The following is a 15187-nucleotide window of genomic DNA, read 5'->3' as shown; positions in this document are numbered from 1 at the left end:
AAACTACCGAAAGCCACCTTTGCCCAGTCCTTTTCCATATCGGGACTGCAACCGTTAGAGCGGTCGACCAACACCATGTGCACGGCGTTCTTCGGCAGTGCTGCGACAGCCGCGTGGACCTCTGATGTGACAAACTCAATGCCGTCACTGAGGACAAATACCAGTGGGATGTCGCTCCGCCCCAGGATGGAGAGCACCTCCATTGCCCGTCGCAGTGCCGCCGGCAGATCGTTGCCTCCGAGCGTGGGCGGGATCTGCAACGCATCGTCGAGTTGCCGGCGGCCGCGCCGAACATCGACAAGTGGCGTGGCCATTTCCTCTGGGGCATCGCTGCCCCAATGGACAACACTCGCCTGTCCGCCACCGGACCGTCGCTGGAGTTCGACCAGGCTCTGTGCCGCCGCGTAGCGAACACCTGTCGGATCTCCGAAACTCCCGTACATGCTTCCGCTGTCGTCAGCGACATAGACGGCCTTGACCCGCGCAGCCAGCTGTCGGACTTCATTAGGCAATGCGCCGGCCAACGACGGCAACGAGATCGGTCGCGCAGCACACTTTTTCGGTGGCTGCCACGTCGGTGGGTCAACCTTAGTTACCGCTCCGCCAGGCGAGGCGAGAAACAGGGCCGACCCACCGACCAGCTGACGGCACCGATCAGACGCGGTCATCGGGACTCCGCGTCCAGTTCCGCCAATTCCTTAGCGACTTCGTCGCTGAACCGCATTGCACGCAGCGTTTCGTCGAGCTCGCGCAACTCCGCCCGGATCTCCTCACATCGCTTGGCGAGCCCATCAGTGCTGAACTTCTCGAAGACCGGTACCGACGTGATGCCGACCAGGTACTGGCCCAGCTCCAGGCCGGAACGCGTTGTGGGCTGCGGCAACTCGGATGGGAACAGTCGTCCCAGTGTCGGTTCCGGCTGGGAGAGGATCGTCCGCCGGACATACATTGACGCCTGGCGGCGCGCGTCGGACGCGCTGATTCCGACGTGGTGACCGGCTTGTGCCAGCAGGGTCTCACAAAGGTCGATGTTGGTGTTCACCGCGCCGACGATGTCGTTCAGAATGGTTTCAGCACTCTTCCAAGTCTTCTCGGCATTGGTCGCTTCGCGGAATTGCGCGGCCCACTGCTTGCCGTACGGGTGGGCGTGGGTATAGCTGAGGAAGACCGCAGCTGCAAAGATGCCGACTTGGATCGCCACAAAGGGAAGACTCTGGGCGTTAACCCCTTGCTCGCGAAGGTAGTCCGCTCGTATCGCGGACAGGCCGCCGAGAATCACACCGGCACCAATGATGCAGACCCCGATAAGTGCTCCGCCGAACGTGGAGGGCTTCGGCAACTTGGCCTTAGCGTCGTCAGTCACCGCGAGCCGCCGCTGTTCGACGTCGTGGGAAATCAGCCGCAGCTTATGGCCAGCTACGTGTGCCGCGATCAACAATGCCGTCACACTGGCGTACGCGGCGAGGTGCAGCTCGTCCGTCGCACTCACGAGTGGAATGAATGGCTTGTCGGACAAGCCGAACACCTGATAACCCACGCTGATCAGCGCCGTCTCCCCGCCAAACAGAAGTACGATGCCGCCGATCAGCCACCACATCGAGCGCGCCGAGGGTACCGGCAGCCCGCGTGATTCGAGCTCGTGTCGTAGCCTCATAAGCCCGATTTGACTGCGGCGCCACATCTCCAGCGCGGCGTAGGCGTTCTGTTCGGCCGATTTCGCCTTGGGCACATCGAATTCCAGTTCAGACGAAGTTGTCTGAACGGCGTCCCGGTACGCATAGGCAATCAAGCCTGCATTTGAGTCATGTCCCGCGTTGACTATGTCGATAGCGTGCGGGTGGGTGTTCTCGCCGAACCTGGATGGGTTGTGGACAGCTGCCTGTCCGTCCTCGACCGCGAACGCCTCGATGTCTTCGTCGGAATAGCCGCCCGGGTACAGACGGCCACCGCTTATCGACATGGACACGCGTGAAGGGGGTATCTTCTCATTTGTCATTTTGTGTCTCCTTGTTCGAATAGGAACTGAGCGGGGGATATTCGGATGACAAGGCTCTGTCGGGTGGCCGCCCGACAGAGCCTCCAATTGAGTCGCGCTGTGTTGCTACCTCCTCGATTAACCACTATTGGTTGAGACTCGCGGGCGGAATGCCGAGCCACAGGCTGAACATGTAATCGCGATGTCGTCTCTCCATGAGCCGTGCGCCATGCGGAATGTCACCTCGCCGCCACGAGCTGTCCGACACCGGCAGGAAGCAAAGACGTAGCTCGGCCGGTCGCCTTGCTCGGACACAGAAGGTTCTGGCGTTCCTGCACTTTCCGTCGTTTCGCTGGGCACCCGGCTGATATGACGAGGACGACGAACGATGGTTAGTGCATCGCGCAGGTCGAAGAGGAGATCCGCGAACTCGTCCCGGCAAGTTGGCTGAAGCCCAACAGTCGTGTGACCGAACCGAGCGTCCCGATCGACCAAGAGGCCGAGTTGCAGTGCGACTTCCGCGAATCGCCGGTTGTGGTACCGACCGCGATTGGAACAGTCTTTGATCCGGTTGGCAGCGTTCCAGGCGTGACACGCCTCGTGGAGGAGCGTGTCGAGTACTTCTTCGGCGACGTCATGATCCTGGCGAACTTGCCTGAAGTCAGCGTTGACGAAGATCTCGTCAACGGGCCGCCCGTCGTGGTGCCAACTCGCGCACTGAAACCACCCGAGCGCGGAACGCGTCGTTCCGCCCACGACAACGAGAACGTTGTCCTGCAGGTGTTCTGACAGACCGGGCAGGACGCTGGCCCGGCGGCGAGTCGCTTCAATCAGGACGGATTTCGCCTTAGAAACCAGCATCGCGTACGCCGCCGACGGCTCGCCGACGAGAGCCGCGTCATCAATATCGAGGCGAGTCATAGGGCATCGCCGCCCCTGGCACGAGCCGCAGACGGGGTGTTTCCCCGCCGGTTCGCGGGACGAAGGTTTCCGACTCTTGCCGTGCCTGCCATCGTCAACGCCAATGCCGTCGCCCCGTGGTCACTTCGCGCAAGGCACGTCCCGCCCCCGACGACCCGGCCGCTTGAATCGGTCAAGTCAAAGGTCCACCAAGCGATTTCATTCAGATCACTTCGCGCGCGGGTGTCCGAAGTTTGGCAGTCGAGCTCAATTACGGCAGCTACGTGGCTGTGCGCTTGTGCAGTTGGTCCAGGCACTATCGCCGCGCGGCCAACGGTCTTCTTGTCTACATGGATGTTAGAGACGACCGACTTGTCATCCGCGTTCATCGCCATGCCGCTCTCATCAATCGGTTCATGGGGCAAGGCTTTCACCACAGATGTAGGGTCCTGTCTGTCGAAGGACGGGCACGCGAGTGCCGACAGAACGGTCCACGCCCGGCGCTGCGGCTGTCGATGGCGCGCCAACGCGTGATGCTGGATCGCGCTGTCAAGCGCTCACGCCTATTTGCCGTCTAACAGCCCTTAACACCAACACACAGCAACGTCACTACTGTTCTAGTCGACGGGCAGGGAGGTGTACGGCGATGGACTACCACATATCGATGATCAATGGGCTGAGATTGGGCAGTCTACATCCGTCGAACACTATTGCGGCAAGGATTCTGAGTGGACTGCTCGCAAAACCGAACGCGGTCGTCGATGGCGACAGTTTGGTCGAGGCAGGATGGTGGAGCGACGACCCATATACAGGGCGTCCAGATATGGTGCGGACTCATAAGGCCAGTATCGTCAAGTTGTTAGATGATTCCGGTGTCCCTGGTTGGGATTTGACAGCGAAGAATGCAGGAGCCTACGAGCTCACTATCGATCCGAACTTTATCGATATCCACGATCTGTCCAGACGCCTTTCGACTGCGATCAGTTTGGTGGAACAAGAGGACATCCTTGAAGCAATTCGAGAGCTTGAACCCACCATAAAACTATTAACGGAACCGATATCCACCATCGGCCATATCGAACCTGTGCAGGACAGCGTATGGATGGAGGAATTATCGGAGCTACGGGCAGCGCGAATTGCTGTATTAGAGCTCTATTTCAAACACGTATTTTCCGCGACTAATCATGATCCGGCACAGCTGTTAAAAACGCTAAATGCCGTTAACCTCACGTCCACACCAAGCGAAATTCTTTGGTGGATTCGCGTGGGGCTCACGGCGGAAGTAGAAGGCGAACAGCGAGCTGCCCGAACGTTGTCGGATGCCAAGATCGCGCTCACACGCCTGTCCGTTCCGAACACGCTCGATTCCTCGGACGTAAGCAGGATCCATGACTCCGTTAGCCGGACTCTCAAGGAACGGTATTCACGACCCGAGTACGAGCCACCCGCGGAATCGACGACCCTTTCTGCGCCAGCTGAGGACAGCTCAAATGCGCGGTGGTCGGCGATTCGAAGCGATCTCTCGGCCGAGTGTGAGCGCTTGTTGATGCGTAAGATTACAGGCTCTTCGATCTTGACTCTCCGGGATATGTCTACGGATTCAGCATTGAGAATGCCGGCGCGAGCGACCATACGTTCGGGCGCGAACCGTCGTCACTCCATCGAGGATATCCTGACGCACTTGACTCACAAGCTGCGGACAAGCGATCAGCAATACATGATTATTGCGCCGCCTGGGGCTGGAAAATCGCTGATATGTCGCCTCATCTTCCTATCGCTGGCGGAACAGTCGATGAAGGATGGTCGAGCTGTCCCAGGCCTGATCGACCTGAGGTCAATGGGCCTTTCGAGCGCTGGGGCTATCGCCGCGGACCGCGACATCTTGTTGCTCGATTCCTTGGACGAGTTGCTCGCTTCTGGGACCCTGAACCGCGTCAGAGAAGCCGTCGAGGACCAACTTATTGCCACTGCATCGGTGATCGCGTGTAGGACACAGTTCTACGAACAATTTTTGACCGGCAGTACATTAATTGAGGGACGCCAAGTCATTGAAATTCGTGCCTGGGATACAGACACAATTGAGGCGTACATAGACGCTTATCACCAACACGTATTCCAGACAGACGACCTCGAGGTGGTAAAGGACCTGAAGCGACGCCTCGAGTCCCCCAGCGTACAATCACTACTGTCGATCCCACTCCGATTGAATATGGCTCTGGACCTAATACCGCCCGGCGAAAATAATCTGCCAGTTGACTTGAATTCCCTTTCGCTTCACCGTCAATGGATTCAGACTACGCTGCGAAATGAATCGGCACGTCGAGGCAGCATTCTAGAACCTGACGAAAAGCTTCAATACCTCACGACACTCGCGTGGCGATTTTATGACGAGGGAACGCCGGGGACCGAAACAGCACCTTCCTTCACAGAAAGTGATATCCGGCAGGTCATCGCCGAGATTATGTTCGGTGCGGACGCCGACGAGGTCCGCGCCGCCGTACGGGATATCGAACTCTATTCAATACTTGTCAGCGCCGATCCCGACGGTGGTGGGACTACGCTGTTCGACAGCTTTGAATTCCAGCACAAGACATATCAAGAATTCCTCGTCGCGCGATACATCATGAACGCGGTTCTCTCAGGACCGGAAGCAGCGGCGTCGGTCTTTCGCCAATACTTATCTCCTCAGGTATCGGACTTTATTAAGGACGACTTCAAGAATGCGTCGCGCTCCGCTGGCACGGCTAGCCGCCTCGCAACGAATATGCAGCAAGCACTGGCGACCTACGATCGCGAGTCGGCTCGCGACATGGATTCCGTCCGCCTCCGTTCTACAACGCAGCAGATCTGCTACTACCTAGCATCGCTGCCGCTAGCTCCCATCCGTGAATCGATGCTTGACCGCCTAGCCGCCGAAAGAGATCCGTGGATCGCAAGAGCGATCGCGATCGGCCTCAGCTTCGGCGGCGAGACGAGGGGGCTCGATCAGTACATTGAGTCGCTACGTCGCGAACGCCAGCTAGGTCGGTCGACCGACGCGAACGACCTTAATATTGGTTTCCACTTGTCTTTCTTCGGCGACCAGCCCTTCGATCCCGTCCAACCCTACTTAGACCGCGGCCTGGAATCGGTCACGTCGACAGTGTCGCGTCTCATTTACCAACTGTCGATCGAAACTGACTTTGGCAGTTGGCGTCTAGACCTTTACACCGTGCTTGATCTCTACCAACATCGCCCGCAATCACGCGTGTCCTGCGTCGGCGCGATCGTAGAGAACCGTGATCGGCTGAACTGGGTCTTACGCCAGTTCCGCGCGGACCCACGGACGAATACATGGCCCGAGTTGGAAGAGCTGGAGGTCGTCCTGGCCGAACTGGAGGTTCTCGATGACTGACGCGAGTAGACAAGCGCTACGGGCTAACGCCGAACATTACTCTCAGCCCGACGCATTCGAGTACGTGAGCACGAAGTACCACGACCGTCGAATACGTGTGGCGCGGGAGTTGCTGGAGAAGTACCTTCCCCCGACGTCCGAACGACTAGTTCTGTTGGACGTCGGCCCTGGCAACACCAGCCCAGTCAACATGGATAGCTACCCGCGAGCGACAAGGATTGCAGTAGACGCAACGAGGTCGGCCTTGCAACGGTCTCACGGCTTTACCGACCGAGTCTGTGCCGACAGCGCAGCCGGGCTGCCTTTCGCAGATGAATCGATCAACGCTATCTATTGCGGAGAGTTAATAGAGCACCTGTTTGATCCACGGATTTTCCTGCACGATTGCCACAGGGTCCTCGCTCCAGACGGCTTGCTGTTAGTGACGACGCCCAATATTGCCACCCTGCAGGATCGAATTCGCTTCCTCTTCGGCCGATCGCCTCGGCATATCGATCCACTGCACCCATATATTCGGTTACATATCCGGCCCTTTACACCGGATCTGCTGGCACGAACACTTCTCGACGCAAACCTTATTCCGGTAGAGACGCGGAGCAACTTTATCGATCTTCATATCCAAGGGAAGCGGTACAACGTACCTTACATCGCTCGCATTACCCCCAATCTTGGCGGAACAATTATCACCATCGGCAGAAAAGGCAAATATTGATAAACTAGTCTCGAGCATAGTAGTGTCGATAAATAAAGCAGATATATGGAGGGATTTCAAATGCAAACTGAAGGTTACTTGACGGGTAAGGTTGCCGTAGTCACTGGCGGAAGCCGCGGACTCGGGGCGGCGATGAGCGAGCGGCTGGCATCCGCCGGCGCTTCGGTGATTGTTGTATACCGAGAGCAGTCTGAAACGGCCGAGAAGTTTGTTTCTCAACTGCCCGGCACGGGTGACCATCGTGCAATCGCCTGCGACCTGAGCGACGCGAGTAACGTAGCTAGCCTTTGCGCGGAGCTTCAATCCACGCAAGGAGTTTCCATTCTCGTTAATAATGGAGGGAGAATTATCCGGCCCGCTGAATGGGATGCCACAACATTTGAGAATGCTGCAGCCACATTCGCGGAACATGTGATTGCGCCGACACTTTTGATTAAGACCGTTGCGCCGTTCATGAAGAAGCAGGGGTACGGCCGCATTGTAAATATTCTGAGCACATACGCTGAGAAGGGCTCAGCAGCAGTCCTCGCTTACACTTCGGCTAAATCAGCGCTCGGCACGATCACTGTCGCAATGGCCCGAGAACTCGGAAGCGCCGGTATAACTGTCAATGCAATTGCTCCGGGCAACATGGACACCGAAATGACACGATCAGCTGGTCAGGGCGTTGTTGATTGGGCCATATCCACTACACCTGCCGGCAGGTTAGGAGAACCGTCAGAGGTCGCTGACGCATTAGAATATCTACTCAACAATTCATTCATGACTGGCACAGTGCTCCCTCTTGATGGCGGACAACGGTTGGAAATCTAAATGCATCAATCCTGGTCCGCGTGGGCCGAGTGCTTTTTACGAGCGCGCTGGCAGCAGGGTGTTGAGCAGGCGCTCGAGAATCTGTCTCTGGCGCGATGGCATCCCAATGGCTTCATCGTGTTTCGACTAGGCGATGTCACGTACCAACCCGACGATACAACTTATTCGGGTTCTCATCGTATACATATTTGGCCTGCGGAGATAACGCGGAGGTCCGTTCCAGGGCATCCGCGGATCCACAGCCACGATTGGGAGCTAATGTCGCTGAGTTTAACCGGTGAATATAGGGACGTCATTTATACTGAAGAATCTAACAATGCACCGCTTCTATTCACTCATGACGTCAAATATGGCGGAACGCACGGAGATTCAATCACTCCATCGGGTCACCGTATCCGGCTCGCTCGAACCCAATTTCGCACCGTTAATCGGGGAACGTGCCATCACATGGATATCGGGATACCACATGAAACGCTTGTATCGGACCTCCAGTTAGTGGTCACTTATGTGATGATGGGCGCTCGGCAGCGACATGGCATGATGCTGGCAGCGGAAGAGCCATTCACAATGACTAATTTTCACCGACAATTTCTGAACGATTCTGAGCAGTCGTACGCTGAACGCACATTGATTAACCTCTTAAACGATCAAAGCGTCGCGTAACCTCGGCTCACGATAAACGAATTCCATTGAGCATGCGTACCTCTGGGACGCCTCTGTCTTATTAGACAAACATGACTGGACTCACACGACATTTCGTCCCGTGCGGCTACCGACGCAGTTAAGAAGAGTAAACATCGCTCTTTCGCTCGGCTGCGTTGCGCGCATTACTTTTTTCGAGGGCGAGGGACCACCACGTTATATGTCGGGTTCTTTGTGTTATCCGCAGTGATCAACGCGTATAGCTTCCTAAGGGCCGTTACTCGGCGACGGATCGTATTTTCGCTGTACTTCCGTCGGCGTAGGAGCGAAACATACTGGCGCACATCGCTCTCGCGTAGGGCCAGAACGTCCTTGCCACGTTCGATCGACCACCGATAGACATCATCAAGGTCGCCCCAGTAAGCCCTCGCAGTGTTGTAGCCGTAGTCCAGCAGAATCAGCTCGCGTAGTTCAGTGAACCGTTGATAGGGCGGTTGTGGCTCCTCGCGAATAACTGGCAGCAGACTCTCTGGATAAAACGTGCTCGACATCGCCCCCAGGATAGCACTTAGCGAGAGCAGCTAAGTGCTATCACGCTCATGCTTTCATCTCATTTACCTGCGCAAATAGAGTCGACTTCACGACGTTCGCAGTGCGACCACGTCACCTGATCGGATCCTTAGAGAGGAGAGCAATGGCCGCGAACAGAACCCCTAGCCAGCCCCATCGCCGGGTGCCACCGTGGAGTACTCGCGATGCACCAGATATGAAATTCGTCGACAAGACGTGCGCGCTGATTCGCGGCGACATCGCCGATGCTGCTGCACGCTTGGGGTGGTTGATCGAGCACGAGGCGGATCAGCGGCGCTTCTTCATCGGTTGCGTCACAGCTGGGTTTGACTGTGTGCTTCTACACGAATTGCGAAGTGGTCCATCGTGAGCGCCGAAGGTCCTGGAACGTGGATGAACCGTCTGATCGGCTGGTGTTTCGGCCTCCTCGCCGGGGCGGTCGCACTGTATTGCGCCATTCGACTCATCGAGTCGATTCTGCCGGCGCTGATCGTTGTCGTCGGGACCTTGACTCTCATCGCCTTGGTGATAGGCGCCGGAATCGTTGTAATTCGTACATGGCGGAATCGCTGGTGATGGCAGGCAATTTCGTCCCGAGGCGCTTTGTTCCGATCGGTGTTGTGTTATGCACCAAAGTCATTGAGCTTTGAATCCATTCAACGCATAGTGAGTGCAGAACCTTTGAATTGATTCAAAGGCAACGTTTTTCATCAAACTAACTCAATTGCCAGAGGGGGATAGCTATGTCCAAAACCGGAAGACCAAACTACCGCCGCGGTCAACGCGGCAGACCAAAAGCCGAGCGCCACATCGTCGTCCATGGTGTTCGCCGGGAGCCGCCCGACCTTCGCAAGCTGAGCCGGGCGGTCATCGCTATGGCGCTGCGCGAGGCAGAAGCGGAAGCCGAGGCGCGGGCAGCGCAAAACGAAGACGCCGCACAATCCGACGCGTCGGATACCAAAACGGAGGTCGGCCATGACTGACCAGAGCAAACCTCCACTAACTGCGGATGACCTTGTCTGGCAACAGCCGTTCTGGCCGCACCCATTCCGTGAAGCCGCTGCCTTTGGCTTACTGCGTGACTGGGCGGCCCGTCTCCACGCCCCACAGTTGATTCTGGAAGCTCGGGCAGACGGCAGCGGCGTCGAGTACCTAATCGGTAGTCAGCTGCGCCATGCGTCCTACGTCCGCCGTTCGGTCGAGCAACTGGTCGACGGCTCGGTCGTCACCGGCTTTGAACCGGAGGACCGCGCCGATATCAGCATCGCCCGCCGCCTCCAACTCAGCACGACCACGCGCCCCCTGGAACCAGTTGATCCGGTGGCTTCTGAGCGCTCAATCCTTCACGCACTCACGGCAGTCCAGCGCGGTGAGCGGTTGGTGATACAGCTCGTCCTCGGTCCGCGGCGACAGCCTCGGTTAGCACCGCCAGTCCCACACCGCGAGGGCCAAACGGCTGCTTCGAGAGTGCTCCAGGGTGTCCTGCCGGAGCGCCGACCTGATGCTCGCCAGGCCCTTACCCGCAAGCTGGGCGAACATGGCTTCGCAGCCACGCTGCGGATCGGTGTTCATGCCACCACGGCCGAACGGCGTCGGACCCTGCTGCTTGGACTCGCAGCCGCGATCGCGACCATAGATGCACCAGGCGTACGGCTGAAACTGCGCACGGAGAAGGCAAAGAACATCAACGCGCCGCGCTCCACCTGGTCGTTCTTCACACCGTCGCAACCGTTTACGGTCACGGAGGTCACCCGCTTGACCGGCTGGCCCGTCTCCGACCGCGAGGAGCCCTTTCCCGGCCAGCCACCGAAGCACCCCAAGCCCGTACACCCAAGCCAGGCAGTGGCGACCGGCGACCGCGTCATCGCCGCTGCGAACGCACCTGGCGCAGACAGTCTCATCGGCTACAACGTCGCTGACGCTCTCCGCCATACATGGGTCATCGGGCCAAACGGCGTCGGCAAGTCGACGCTGCTGCTGAACCTGATCGTCCAAGACCTAGAGGCAAATCGACCGCTGGTCGTGATCGAGCCAAAGGACTTGATCCGCGATGTGCTGCAACGCATCCCGGAGCACCGCAGGCAGGAAGTGGTTGTCCTCGATCCGTTCGATGAGGCGCCGGTCGGCATAAATCCGTTGGACAGCCAGTACCGCCACGGCCGACAGCCAGAGGTGGTCGCGGACAGTTTGTTTGGCACCTTCAAAGCCATCTATGGTGACAGCCTTGGCCCAAGATCCTCAGATATTCTGCGTAACGCTCTTGACGTGCTTGCACGCCGCGATGACGCCTCGATTGCCATGTTACCGCTGATCCTGACAAATCCCGGCTTCCGCCGTTCCCTGACCCAGCGCGCCATGCGCGATGATCCGTTCGCCGCGGGGCCGTTCTGGCAGTGGTTCGACAGCCTCTCCCCCGAGGCCACCGCCAACATCGTTGCGCCGCTCAGTAACAAGCTGCGGCCACTGCTCACTAAGCAACTGCGCGCGGTGCTCGCACAGCGTTCACCGAAGTTCAATATCCGCCAGGTGCTTACCGAAAAGAAGGTCTTACTCGTACCGTTGCAGAAAGGTGTTATCGGACCGGAAAGCGCACAAGTGCTCGGCGCGCTCATTGTCGCTGAACTCTGGGCCGCACTCAGAGAGCGTGCCGGAACCCCAGAAAACACCCGCGACCCAGTCATGGTCTACATCGACGAGGTACAGGATTACCTCAGGCTACCAACCGATCTCGGCGATGCCCTTGCGACTGCGCGAAGCTTGGGTGCCGGCTTCCATCTGGCGCATCAATACGAGAAGCAGCTGCCGCCAGCCATGCTCGACGCCTTTCGCAACAACGCTCGGTCGCGAATCTGCTTCTCCCTCCGTCCTGGCGACGCCAAAGAAATGGTGGCGGCTCAGTCGGTGCTGAGCGTCGAGGACTTCACGACCCTTCCGGCACATCACATCTACGCCAGCTTGGTAAGAGACAACGCAGTACAGCCATGGGCCTCGGGGATCACCAACCCACCACCGCCGGTCACCAGCGACCCCGATGAAATCCACCGCCTCAGTCGCGAGCGCTACGGCCAACCGCTCGATGAGATTGAAGCCGGCTTTGCCGAACTCCTCACCGGTGCTAATGACACCGACACACCAGACGGTATGGCCGCAGCCAAAAGGCGACGGAGGCAGCCATGAAACATGTCGACCCACAGGGCAATAGCGGCGGTCCGATCGCAGGTCCATTCCGCTCGAGTACTACACGTCATCTCACGTCGACAAAGGGCCAAATGGGCGCGCGGAATGATGGTGCCCACACGGGCACCACACTCACGAACTCACGCCGCAAGCAGCTGACGCAGCGGGCAGACGTTGACGCGCTGTCCGAACGACTGAGCGAGCGGGACTGGGCCATACTGCGATCGGTTGCCGAGCACCAGTTCCTCACCGTTCGCCACATCGAAGCCATTCACTTTGCCGACCATCCACCAGCAACTGGTGGTCGGCTTGCCCGGCGTGCCCTGGCTCGGCTACGGCGGCTGCGGCTGCTCGGCGCGATCAATCGGCGGGTCGGCGGGGTGCGTGGCGGATCCTCGGGCATGACGCACTACGTCGATGTCGTTGGCCGCCAGCTGATCGACGGTCGATCTGGCAGGCATCTGCGCGGCTTTCGTGAGCCATCGCAGCGCTTTGTCAATCACCGACTCGCGGTCGCTGAAACGCACGTGCAGCTCATTGCGGCTGACCGCCAAAAGGATTTCGAACTCGTTATGTGCGCCGTGGAGCCCCAGTCGTGGCGCCGCTATGTCGGTCTGGGTGGAGCCCGCCTAACGCTGAAGGCCGACCTCTACGCCGAAACCGCCACCACAGCGGATAGTGACTTCGTCAACCCGTGGTTCATCGAGGTTGACCTTGGCACCGAGCACATCCCGACACTGCTCAAGAAATGCCGCGACTATGAGGCCTACCGGCGTTCGGGCACCGAACAGGCTGACGGTGATGGCTTCCCGCTGGTCATCTGGAGCATGACGCACCCAGACCCTTTCAGGGCCGAGCAGCGACGCACCGCCTTTCGTGACGCTATCGACCGCGACCCGCAGGTGCCGAACGCACTCTTTCGCATCGTTGCACCCAATCAACTAACTGCCTTGCTCCAGAAAGGAGGTGATCTATGACAGAACCCGATCAACCAGCATCAGTCGCGCGTCGTGAACTGCTCGTCGGCGACGCTCTTGTCCGACTGCGTGAAGTACCCATCCACTCCGTCGACATGGTTCTCAGCTCTCCGCCGTATTTCCGGTTAAGAAACTATGAAGCCGCGGGTCAAATTGGCCTTGAGGCGAACGTCCACCTGTGGGTCGAACACTTGGCGGCGATCAGCGCCGAAGTCCAGCGCACACTTGTCCCCACTGGCACGTACTGGCTCAATCTCGGAGACACGTATGCCACGCACAAATCGCAAGGCGCGCAGCGCAAGAGTCTCCTGATGGCACCCGAGCGCCTGGCCCTCCGGCTGCAAAGCGATGGATGGGTTATCCGCAACAAGATCATCTGGGCCAAGGCAAACCCGATGCCGATTAGTGTCACGGACCGCCTGGCGTGCACGTACGAGCTTATTTATGTCCTTGCCAAGCAGCCGACATACTTCTTCGACCTCGACGCAATCCGTGAGCCGCACCGCTCGGCACGATCAAAGCCATACCGGGTGAAGCAACGCGGTGATGAGTCGTGGCGCGGGCCCAACGCTGACACTGCCTCTGGATTAGATGCAATGAAAGCCGCAGGCCGCGTCGCGCACCCGCTCGGTAAGAATCCTGGTGACCTGTGGCGACTCGCCAGCAGCAACTTTCGCGGGGCACATCACGCGACGTTTCCAGAACCATTGGCTCGCCGCGCAATCCAGGCGGGTTGTCCGGAAGCGCGCTGTACCGTCTGCCGCCTACCATGGCGCCGTAACGTCATCCGCGCCATTGGCGGCACTGCAACGCGGGCAGCGCTTGGCCCAACGTGCGACTGTGCAGCACCTAGTGAACCCGGCCTCGTGCTTGATCCCTTTATCGGTAGCGGCACCACGGCTGTCGTCGCGGAGGCACTGTCTCGCGACTGGCTTGGTATTGAGCTAAATCCCGAGTTTGCAGCCATGGCTAAGCACCGTATCGCTAACGCTGGAACTCGCATCAAAACCGATGAGCGGGCCGCATGATGGCCCGCTCCACTCGTCGGCGTCATGCGGTCGTCCCCGTAAGCGCACGAAGCGTTTACCGACCGCACCGCACCGAGGAGGTCGCAATGTCCATCACGGACGAAGGTGCCGGGGGCTTCAAAACCCTTGGCATCAAGCTCGCTCCCGACGTCCACGCGCAACTCAGCTTTATCGCTGGATTGCGCCCGGGCAAGGGCACCATCACCGACGAGATCCAGGTCGCCATCGCCGAGCACATTGCCCGCGCGAAAGAGGATCCGGATCTTCGGAGCCGGGCGGATGCGGCACGCGCTGAAATCGAGCGTGAAGCCGCTGCCCGCCAAGCAGCCATCGCCACCTTGTTCCAAAGCGATGATCAGGCAGCAGCCCGGTCGGTCCGCCGCGGACAGAAAGGAGGCGAAGGCACGGAGGCCTGACCTCCTGCAAATGCTGGCGGGAAGCGGATCGAGTGCTCGACACTCTCCGCTTCCCGACCGGCCTCTCACACTCAAGGGACAAAGGAAAGCCTCTGCTACAGAATTGGTTTCACGTTGTGGAATTGTCAATTTCCATTGAACGCATTCAAAGAACCGCGATATAATTGGATTGAAATATAAAGGGAGACAATAAGAATGACGCCAGATCAGATTAAGCAGCTTTCGGAGCTTCTCACTTCTAAGCGTATTGATGCTGGACTCAGCGGGGCTGAAGTTGCACGTCGAGCTGGTGTCGATGTCGGGACAGTTTCACGGATTGAGCGCGGTCAGATCGCGAGCCCCACGGCCAAGACGCTGCTCGCCATGGGCAAGGTCCTCGGCATTTCCGCAACCGAACTCTTCGCGATCGCCCCGTGGACGACACCGCAAGAGTTGCCGACCATCCGACCGTACCTACGAACCAAATACCACCTACCGGATGAGGCTATGCGAGAGATCGAGGCACATTTCGCCGATGTCGCCAAACGCCACGGCATTAGCTTCGACCCGAACGATGGTCCGGTCGATGGAGAAGACGAATAGT

14 protein-coding genes are annotated in these 15187 nt (G+C 58.6%); 11 read left to right on the top strand and 3 right to left on the bottom strand.

Going from position 1 to position 15187, the window contains the following annotated elements:
- The coding region (locus VJV41_RS00485) for a VWA domain-containing protein (RefSeq protein WP_325329978.1) at window positions 1-668 on the bottom strand (668 nt) is incomplete at its 3' end.
- Entirely contained in the window at window positions 665-2083 is a 1419-nt protein-coding gene (locus VJV41_RS00480) for a hypothetical protein (protein ID WP_325329976.1), read from the bottom strand. The genes VJV41_RS00485 and VJV41_RS00480, both read right to left, overlap by 4 nt.
- 480 nt (window positions 2084-2563) lie before the next feature.
- Here VJV41_RS00480 and VJV41_RS00475 point away from each other — a divergent pair, with 480 nt between their 5' ends.
- The 4 genes from VJV41_RS00475 (at window position 2564) to VJV41_RS00460 (ending at window position 7794) form a co-directional block, all read left to right on the top strand.
- Window positions 2564-2764: a hypothetical protein gene (locus tag VJV41_RS00475; protein WP_325329974.1), complete on the top strand. Its 201-nt coding sequence runs from the start codon at window positions 2564-2566 to the stop codon at window positions 2762-2764.
- Between the two features lie 757 nt (window positions 2765-3521).
- A complete protein-coding gene (locus VJV41_RS00470; RefSeq protein WP_325329972.1) occupies window positions 3522-6269 on the top strand; it encodes a hypothetical protein in 2748 nt (915 codons plus the stop codon).
- A complete protein-coding gene (locus VJV41_RS00465) occupies window positions 6262-6981 on the top strand; it encodes a methyltransferase domain-containing protein (protein WP_325329970.1) in 720 nt (239 codons plus the stop codon). Before VJV41_RS00470 ends, VJV41_RS00465 begins: the two co-directional genes overlap by 8 nt.
- 60 nt (window positions 6982-7041) lie before the next feature.
- Entirely contained in the window at window positions 7042-7794 is a 753-nt protein-coding gene (locus VJV41_RS00460; RefSeq protein ID WP_325329968.1) for an SDR family NAD(P)-dependent oxidoreductase, read from the top strand.
- An 827-nt stretch (window positions 7795-8621) separates the two neighbouring features.
- On the opposite strand, the gene VJV41_RS28910 is transcribed toward VJV41_RS00460, so the two are convergent.
- Window positions 8622-8987 (bottom strand): site-specific integrase, encoded by a 366-nt coding sequence (locus VJV41_RS28910; protein WP_414684842.1) that lies wholly within the window; start codon window positions 8985-8987, stop codon window positions 8622-8624.
- Between the two features lie 412 nt (window positions 8988-9399).
- Between VJV41_RS28910 and VJV41_RS00455 the strand changes: the two genes are divergently transcribed.
- The 7 genes from VJV41_RS00455 to VJV41_RS00425 all read left to right on the top strand — a co-directional run bounded on the left by VJV41_RS00455 (window position 9400) and on the right by VJV41_RS00425 (window position 15186).
- On the top strand, window positions 9400-9582 hold the full coding sequence (locus tag VJV41_RS00455) for a hypothetical protein (protein WP_325329966.1): 183 nt from the start codon (window positions 9400-9402) through the stop codon (window positions 9580-9582).
- Window positions 9583-9749: 167 nt separating this feature from the next.
- A complete protein-coding gene (locus VJV41_RS00450; RefSeq protein ID WP_325329964.1) occupies window positions 9750-9989 on the top strand; it encodes a hypothetical protein in 240 nt (79 codons plus the stop codon).
- Window positions 9982-12183, top strand: coding sequence for a type IV secretory system conjugative DNA transfer family protein (locus VJV41_RS00445; protein WP_325329962.1), 2202 nt, complete (start codon window positions 9982-9984; stop codon window positions 12181-12183). Before VJV41_RS00450 ends, VJV41_RS00445 begins: the two co-directional genes overlap by 8 nt.
- Window positions 12184-12275: 92 nt before the next feature.
- Entirely contained in the window at window positions 12276-13160 is an 885-nt protein-coding gene (locus tag VJV41_RS00440; RefSeq protein ID WP_325329960.1) for a replication-relaxation family protein, read from the top strand.
- The gene (locus tag VJV41_RS00435) at window positions 13157-14188 is read left to right on the top strand and encodes a site-specific DNA-methyltransferase (protein WP_325329958.1); all 1032 of its coding nucleotides are present in this window, start codon (window positions 13157-13159) and stop codon (window positions 14186-14188) included. Before VJV41_RS00440 ends, VJV41_RS00435 begins: the two co-directional genes overlap by 4 nt.
- Before the next feature lie 86 nt (window positions 14189-14274).
- A complete protein-coding gene (locus tag VJV41_RS00430) occupies window positions 14275-14604 on the top strand; it encodes a hypothetical protein (RefSeq protein ID WP_325329956.1) in 330 nt (109 codons plus the stop codon).
- 195 nt (window positions 14605-14799) lie between these two features.
- On the top strand, window positions 14800-15186 hold the full coding sequence (locus VJV41_RS00425; RefSeq protein ID WP_325329954.1) for a helix-turn-helix transcriptional regulator: 387 nt from the start codon (window positions 14800-14802) through the stop codon (window positions 15184-15186).
- Window position 15187: the final 1 nt, after the last annotated feature.

Origin of the sequence: Mycobacterium sp., assembly GCF_035274705.1 — a bacterium.
Lineage (GTDB): Bacteria > Actinomycetota > Actinomycetes > Mycobacteriales > Mycobacteriaceae > Mycobacterium.
Note: the sequence above shows the minus strand (reverse complement) of the source record. Positions and strands in the feature narration are given on the sequence as shown.

Bases quoted from the DNA above. Each gene is read 5' to 3' on its own strand.
- VJV41_RS00470 (WP_325329972.1), top strand. From the start codon at position 3,522: ATGGACTACCACATATCGATGATCAATGGGCTGAGATTGGGCAGTCTA.
- VJV41_RS00460 (WP_325329968.1), top strand. From the start codon at position 7,042: ATGCAAACTGAAGGTTACTTGACGGGTAAGGTTGCCGTAGTCACTGGC.
- VJV41_RS00430 (WP_325329956.1), top strand. From the start codon at position 14,275: ATGTCCATCACGGACGAAGGTGCCGGGGGCTTCAAAACCCTTGGCATC.
- VJV41_RS00440 (WP_325329960.1), top strand. From the start codon at position 12,276: ATGGGCGCGCGGAATGATGGTGCCCACACGGGCACCACACTCACGAAC.
- VJV41_RS00445 (WP_325329962.1), top strand. From the start codon at position 9,982: ATGACTGACCAGAGCAAACCTCCACTAACTGCGGATGACCTTGTCTGG.
- VJV41_RS00425 (WP_325329954.1), top strand. From the start codon at position 14,800: ATGACGCCAGATCAGATTAAGCAGCTTTCGGAGCTTCTCACTTCTAAG.
- VJV41_RS00450 (WP_325329964.1), top strand. From the start codon at position 9,750: ATGTCCAAAACCGGAAGACCAAACTACCGCCGCGGTCAACGCGGCAGA.
- VJV41_RS00455 (WP_325329966.1), top strand. From the start codon at position 9,400: ATGAACCGTCTGATCGGCTGGTGTTTCGGCCTCCTCGCCGGGGCGGTC.
- VJV41_RS28910 (WP_414684842.1), bottom strand. From the start codon at position 8,987: ATGTCGAGCACGTTTTATCCAGAGAGTCTGCTGCCAGTTATTCGCGAG.
- VJV41_RS00465 (WP_325329970.1), top strand. From the start codon at position 6,262: ATGACTGACGCGAGTAGACAAGCGCTACGGGCTAACGCCGAACATTAC.
- VJV41_RS00435 (WP_325329958.1), top strand. From the start codon at position 13,157: ATGACAGAACCCGATCAACCAGCATCAGTCGCGCGTCGTGAACTGCTC.